The sequence below is a fragment of the Hydrocoleum sp. CS-953 genome, assembly GCF_002260545.1.
In the GTDB taxonomy this organism is placed as follows: Bacteria; Cyanobacteriota; Cyanobacteriia; order Cyanobacteriales; family Microcoleaceae; genus Trichodesmium.
The window spans coordinates 1-6,143 of sequence record NZ_LGSU01001028.1; the positions used below are offsets into that span (position 1 = coordinate 1).

Below are 6,143 nucleotides of genomic sequence, written 5' to 3' on the forward strand. Positions count from 1 at the left end.
GATAATTGATAATTGATAATTACCTCTCCCTAAAAGGGAGAGGATTGACGAATAAGGAAAATATCTATTTTTTTTCCCTTGAAAGGGGAGGCTTAAAGGCGTGAATGATCTAATGGTTTAATTATTAATTATTTCGGTAAATAACTTATTGGAGCCATCAATAAATATTGAAGTGTTTTGTAAGAAAAAAGCACGCTTATTGAGTACCAAAAAATCTTTGTGGAAAGCTACTATTTAATGCTGTTTCCGTTCTTCCCTATTCCCTTTTTAATAGCACTCAATTTCCACATCCCAGATAAAAACGCTATATATCTAATACCTTTTATGGAACCACCAATTGAACGAATACGACTTTCTCAAGTAGCCAAAGAACAGTTAAGCAAGCTTAAACGTAATACTAAAATTGACCAGTGGAATATCCTTTGCCGTTGGGCATTCTGTTGTTCTTTAGCAGAATCAAGTATTCCCTCTCCAGTGCCAATTCCTGCTGATAGCAATTTAGAATTAACATGGAGAATTTTTGGCGGGAAATTTTCTGACATATTATTGTTAGCTCTTAAGCAACGTTGCTATAATGACGAAATAGGTATAGAGCAAGAAACTTTGGCCACCCAATTTAGACTGCATTTGCATCGAGGCATTGGATATTTAGCTGGCAACCAAGATATTAAAAAGATAGAAGACTTAATCGTAACTGTTATTTCCTAATAATCAAATCTCTACTCTCTAAAGAATNCAAGAAACTTTGGCCACCCAATTTAGACTGCATTTGCATCGAGGCATTGGATATTTAGCTGGCAACCAAGATATTAAAAAGATAGAAGACTTAATCGTAACTGTTATTTCCTAATAATCAAATCTCTACTCTCTAAAGAATAATAATACTATATAGTAGTAGTTATTTGAATGAAATAAATAAATAAATTAATTAATTGAGGCATTCTAATCATAAACTTAAGGTTAAAACAGCTATAATTTCAGTCAAAAAAAAAGTATATCAGAAAGAGAGAGGAAAATAATTATGCTAGTTAATTCTAAAAATAAATATATAAATATTATGGAACAGATGGTAGCAGATGAAGTAAATCGTCAAATTACTTTACTGCCTCAAAAGTTAGCCAAATATATTAAGCGAGCTGATGTAGAAACTTATGCTCTGAATCGTCTTCCGCCCCTATATGCTTCCAGTAAGGAAGGTTGGAAATTCCAAACAAAAAAAGCAGAAGAAGATTATCAAAAGCAGATTGTTGCAGGAGTACGTCATGCTTTTGCTGCAGTACAAAGAGATCTTCTGAGAAACTCAACTCCTTTATTTGTAGAAGAAACTCAAAAAGCATCTTCTTCAGATTTGGAAGAAGACAGCAGTAAAAAATATAGCTGGCATCACGATCGCTACTATCGCCTAGGGGCTGCAAGAAGATAAATATATGTTGTTATTTTGCTGGAAATGGCTGATAGTTAGTAATTTACAAATAGCCATTTTCTGCAAATTTATGATGTTTTGGAATTAGAATAATTTTNTACTATCGCCTAGGGGCTGCAAGAAGATAAATATATGTTGTTATTTTGCTGGAAATGGCTGATAGTTAGTAATTTACAAATAGCCATTTTCTGCAAATTTATGATGTTTTGGAATTAGAATAATTTTGACTAATAACATTAACTATTTAACTAATTTTCTTGTCGCCATCAAAAACGGTTATTTTAATTAATTAAATTTTATTTCAGGTTGATGAGATAGAGTTATCTTAACATAACTGTCCAAATTTCTTATATTCCCTATTCCCTACTCCAGCAAAATTCTTTAACTCATCAAGTTACAAACTACTCTAAATGTTTAATAACAAAGGGAAAAAATGTGCAACAGGGCCTTGACCGTGACCAATTTTCAAAGCATATTTTAAAGCATTTGTGACATAATCCTTAGCCAATTTAACAGCAGAAAATAAATCTTTTCCTTGGGCTAAATTAGCTACTATTGCTGCTGAGAGAGTACAACCAGTACCATGAGTATTATTAGTCTCAATTGTGGCAGTTCTTAAAATTTCAAAACGCTCACCATCAAACCAAACATCTGCTCCTCGAAAATTATTTTTCAAAGCGCCCCCCTTTACCAGAACAGTCTTTACCCCTAAATTGTAAATTTTCTCAGCTGCCAGTTGCATATCATTAATATCATTAATATCTAAACCCCCAAAAATCTCAGCCTCATAAATATTAGGAGTAACAATACTGGCCTTTGGTAGTAAAAAATCCCGTAAAGCTACCACCGCCGAATCATCAATCANCCTCGAAAATTATTTTTCAAAGCGCCCCCCTTTACCAGAACAGTCTTTACCCCTAAATTGTAAATTTTCTCAGCTGCCAGTTGCATATCATTAATATCATTAATATCTAAACCCCCAAAAATCTCAGCCTCATAAATATTAGGAGTAACAATACTGGCCTTTGGTAGTAAAAAATCCCGTAAAGCTACCACCGCCGAATCATCAATCAACCGAACACCTGCACGGGAAACCATTACTGGGTCTACCACCAATTGTTTTAAACTTAAAGCTTCCACTACCTCAGCTACAGCCAAAATAATCTCTTGGTTCAGTAACATTCCTGTTTTAGTCGCGTGGACACCTATATCTTTAACAACAGCTTCAATTTGTGCTTTAACTGCCTCTGGCAACAAAGCATCAACCCTATTTACCCCCAAAGTATTTTGAGCAGTAATACAAGTCAAAGCACTTGTACCATGAACACAATGAAAAGCAAAAGTACGCAAGTCTGCCTGAATACCTGCTCCACCGCCACTATCAGAACCAGCAATAGTCAAAGCAACAGGAATACTTGATGCCATCAAATCAGCCATAACAATTGATATAATAAATAGTAGTGCTTTCAGGAATTTCCTAGTTGAGAGAGGGAACAGGCAACAGGCAACAAGAAACAAGTAAAAGGCAACAGGAAGTTAATAGAATATGTAATTAATTTTGTATAGGAACTTAGATTTATTAGTTTTAATATAAAACCAACAATTTTATCCCCCTATTCCCTATTCCCTATTCCCTATTCCTTTTCTATATCCAGAAATCTCTTTTGCTTTCATCTTACCGAAAAATCAAGGTATAAAGCCTGTTATTTTAAGGATAAAGGAGAAAAAGAAATAATATTTCCTTATATTCAATTCTGTTACGGTTTTAATCAGAGGTAATTATCCATTAATGAACTATCTATTAGTAGGTGGAGTGCGTCGCCTTTGCAGAAAGTCAGGAATATCTAATCCTGGTAATTTTTTCTGTGGCTCAGTAGTTTGAGTAGGAGTTTGAGTAGGATTCGTTACTGGTCTTCTTGGTTGTACCTTTTCCTGGGTAGGTTGAGTTTGTACTTCCCCACTAAAACCAGTAGCTATGACAGTAATTTTGATTTCTCCCTGAAGTTTATCGTCAATTACAGCCCCAAAAATAATATTGGCATTAGGATCGACAACTTCATAGATAATCTCAGCAGCAGCATTAACTTCATGTAAGGTTAAATCAGTACCACCAGTAATATTAAACACAACTCCTCTTGCTCCTTCAATAGAAGACTCAAGCAAAGGAGAAGAAATTGCCATATTAGCTGCTTCCCTTGCCCTAGACTTACCAGACCCCATACCAATTCCCATTAACGCCGAACCAGCATCAGCCATAACTGCTCTAACATCAGCAAAGTCAACATTTACTAATCCCGGCACAGTAATAATATCTGAAATCCCCTGTATACCTTGACGCAAAATATCATCTGCAATTCTAAAAGCTTCTTGTACAGGAGTTTGTTCATTAATAACAGATAGCAAGCGATTATTAGGGATTACGATTAAAGTATCTACTCTAGTTTGTAGAGCAGTAATTCCTTCATCAGCTTGAGTAATTCGGCGTCGTCCCTCGAAAGTAAAAGGGCGAGTCACAACCCCTACTGTTAGAGACCCTGCCTCCTTAGCAATTTCAGCAATAACTGGAGCAGCACCAGTACCAGTACCGCCTCCCATTCCAGCAGTAATAAACACTAGATCGGGATGGTCTAAAGCATTAGCTATTTCATCTCTAGATTCTTCCGCTGCTTTTTGACCAATAGCAGGATTACCCCCTGCCCCCAAGCCTCTTGTCAGCTTTTGTCCAAGTTGTAGGCGTTTAGGAGCATGGGACAGAGTTAAGGCTTGGGCATCTGTGTTAACCGTCCAAAATTCTATACCAGAGACCTCACTAGCAATCATTCGGTTAACAGCATTGCCGCCACCCCCTCCCACACCAATTACTTTGATTTTTGCCGCATTGCTTGGCACGATATCATCACTCCTGGATTCTTCTTTTGTTATACCTTTGGGGTCATAATCTTGTTCTCCATACAATCCTGGGCTATTACGAAATGGATTAGAGACTTTTTTTGGCAATGGAAAACTTCCTTGTCCTTGAGATTGGGGACTTTCATTATTGACCCCTTGTTGATTATTCACTATCATTATTGGGGATGGTAGATATACAGTTTTTTTTACTCTAAGTTAGTTTATAGCTTACCAGGATAGCTCTTGGCAGAGATTAATCAATCATNTTCCTTGTCCTTGAGATTGGGGACTTTCATTATTGACCCCTTGTTGATTATTCACTATCATTATTGGGGATGGTAGATATACAGTTTTTTTTACTCTAAGTTAGTTTATAGCTTACCAGGATAGCTCTTGGCAGAGATTAATCAATCATATTCTAAAATATGTTGCACTATAATCCAACAACCGGACTATGTTTATTCATTTGTTTATTCGTTTTGCTTTTTTGGGAACTTTCCTAATACAGAAGCGTCTTTAATAAAATTTTGATATATTTTTACCGAAAAATTAAGGTTTAAAGCTTATCCTTGACTGTGCCACGGCCTGTCGCCCTACAGGGGAAAAAAATTTCCTTTTAATCAATCCTTCTATTACAGAAGAGGTAATTATTAATTATTGAAAGTTTTCTGAAGATTACCATTAGAAACCTTTGATAACTATTTTATTAGTTTGAAAAAAAATAGGATTAAATTAACCTTAGAGTTTTTTTGTAACTCAAGGCTAATTCTCAAAATACTTTTAAATTAGAAATTTTTATAGATTTAATTTGACTTAATTTTAATTGCTCTAGATTTATTCGGTAACTGAATTAAAGGAGATTGTGGATTTTTTAGATCAATATAGGCCATTCGCCGAATATCAATTTTATTCGGTAATTCTCGCATCTGGTCTAAGACATTTAATTGTTCGCTAAATCGAGAACTATACTGTCCGAGATGTACTAATCCTAACTCAGTTGTCAGAATTAAATTTCCTGGATCTTCCCAATTAATCTCAAATACTTTAACAGGACTACGACTTAAACTTTGGTATAGAGGATGCCAATATTGACGATATTGTTCAGTAAAACCAATTACTTTTAGAGTAGGTAAAGATCCAGTTCTTTCTAGAGCAGAAAAACTTTCTAGAGGTATCCAGTTGCCATAAGCATCTAACCATCCCATTTTTTGTGAGTTACCATTTCCTACCTTGCTTTTGAATTGAGTAATTGCTACAGGGCGTCTTTCTGTAATCTCTATCCTTAAACTCAGAGGAAATAAATGACGACTAATTTTTGCCTTAGCAATTGGACTATGTGATTCTAAATTCTGAGCTAATATTTGTGGTTTAATTCCCCAAAGAGATTGAGGATAATCTAAAGTGATTAGAGATAATATTGCTCTGTCTGAAAGCAATTGATTACCCTCTACAGTTAATTGTTCTTGTTTAGTTATTAGCCAAATTGGCTGACTAATTGCCCATAGTAGACCTGATGCTAAACCACTAACTGCTAGTATTTGCCAGATTATAATTACTAATTTTAAACGTCGTTGACGGCGTAATGTTTGTCGCCGACTTGCTAAATCTGATTGAGAAACCGATCCAATACTATTAGCCATTTACTTAATTTATACTAAATATCAAAAAGTTTGCTAAATATCCTCAAACAAGGTATTAGGTGTGATACAAATTTATAAATGTTTGGTACAAATAGCTAGGCTATTTCTTAGAATTCAGGAGTCATAATTAATAGATTTGATACCATTTTTTATTTCGTAAGTTCTCCCCAACCCTTAAATATATAGCAATT

At 35.0% G+C, this 6,143-nt stretch carries 5 protein-coding genes and 2 pseudogenes; 3 read left to right on the forward strand and 4 right to left on the reverse strand.

Annotated elements, in window-relative coordinates:
• Positions 1 to 324 precede the first annotated feature (324 nt).
• The 3 genes and pseudogenes from dndE (at position 325) to AFK68_RS14900 (ending at position 1,423) form a co-directional block, all read left to right on the forward strand.
• Positions 325 to 708: a DNA sulfur modification protein DndE gene (dndE, locus tag AFK68_RS14890; protein ID WP_094673479.1), complete on the forward strand. Its 384-nt coding sequence runs from the start codon at positions 325 to 327 to the stop codon at positions 706 to 708.
• Positions 709 to 736: 28 nt separating this feature from the next.
• Positions 737 to 850 (forward strand): annotated as a pseudogene (locus AFK68_RS14895) (DndE family protein); the annotation flags it as partial.
• Positions 851 to 1,021: 171 nt separating this feature from the next.
• Complete coding sequence (locus AFK68_RS14900; protein ID WP_094673480.1) at positions 1,022 to 1,423, forward strand: late competence development ComFB family protein; 402 nt, start codon at positions 1,022 to 1,024, stop codon at positions 1,421 to 1,423.
• Between the two features lie 406 nt (positions 1,424 to 1,829).
• Here AFK68_RS14900 and AFK68_RS14905 read toward each other — a convergent pair whose 3' ends face one another.
• From AFK68_RS14905 to AFK68_RS14920, 4 genes and pseudogenes are all read right to left on the reverse strand, one after another.
• Positions 1,830 to 2,165 carry a bifunctional hydroxymethylpyrimidine kinase/phosphomethylpyrimidine kinase gene (locus AFK68_RS14905; protein WP_371357397.1) on the reverse strand — a complete coding sequence of 112 codons (336 nt, stop codon included), beginning with the start codon at positions 2,163 to 2,165 and terminating at the stop codon, positions 1,830 to 1,832.
• A 123-nt stretch (positions 2,166 to 2,288) separates the two neighbouring features.
• Positions 2,289 to 2,860 (reverse strand): annotated as a pseudogene (thiD, locus tag AFK68_RS14910) (bifunctional hydroxymethylpyrimidine kinase/phosphomethylpyrimidine kinase); the annotation flags it as partial.
• A gap of 357 nt (positions 2,861 to 3,217) precedes the next feature.
• Positions 3,218 to 4,489 carry a cell division protein FtsZ gene (gene ftsZ, locus AFK68_RS14915; RefSeq protein ID WP_094673481.1) on the reverse strand — a complete coding sequence of 424 codons (1,272 nt, stop codon included), beginning with the start codon at positions 4,487 to 4,489 and terminating at the stop codon, positions 3,218 to 3,220.
• A 626-nt stretch (positions 4,490 to 5,115) separates the two neighbouring features.
• Positions 5,116 to 5,952, reverse strand: coding sequence for a cell division protein FtsQ/DivIB (locus tag AFK68_RS14920; protein WP_094673482.1), 837 nt, complete (start codon positions 5,950 to 5,952; stop codon positions 5,116 to 5,118).
• Between the last annotated feature and the right edge of the window lie 191 nt (positions 5,953 to 6,143).

Coding starts and splice junctions, on each gene's coding strand:
- dndE (WP_094673479.1), top strand. CDS start 325: ATGGAACCACCAATTGAACGAATACGACTTTCTCAAGTAGCCAAAGAA.
- AFK68_RS14905 (WP_371357397.1), bottom strand. CDS start 2,165: ATGCAACTGGCAGCTGAGAAAATTTACAATTTAGGGGTAAAGACTGTT.
- AFK68_RS14900 (WP_094673480.1), top strand. CDS start 1,022: ATGCTAGTTAATTCTAAAAATAAATATATAAATATTATGGAACAGATG.
- ftsZ (WP_094673481.1), bottom strand. CDS start 4,489: ATGATAGTGAATAATCAACAAGGGGTCAATAATGAAAGTCCCCAATCT.
- AFK68_RS14920 (WP_094673482.1), bottom strand. CDS start 5,952: ATGGCTAATAGTATTGGATCGGTTTCTCAATCAGATTTAGCAAGTCGG.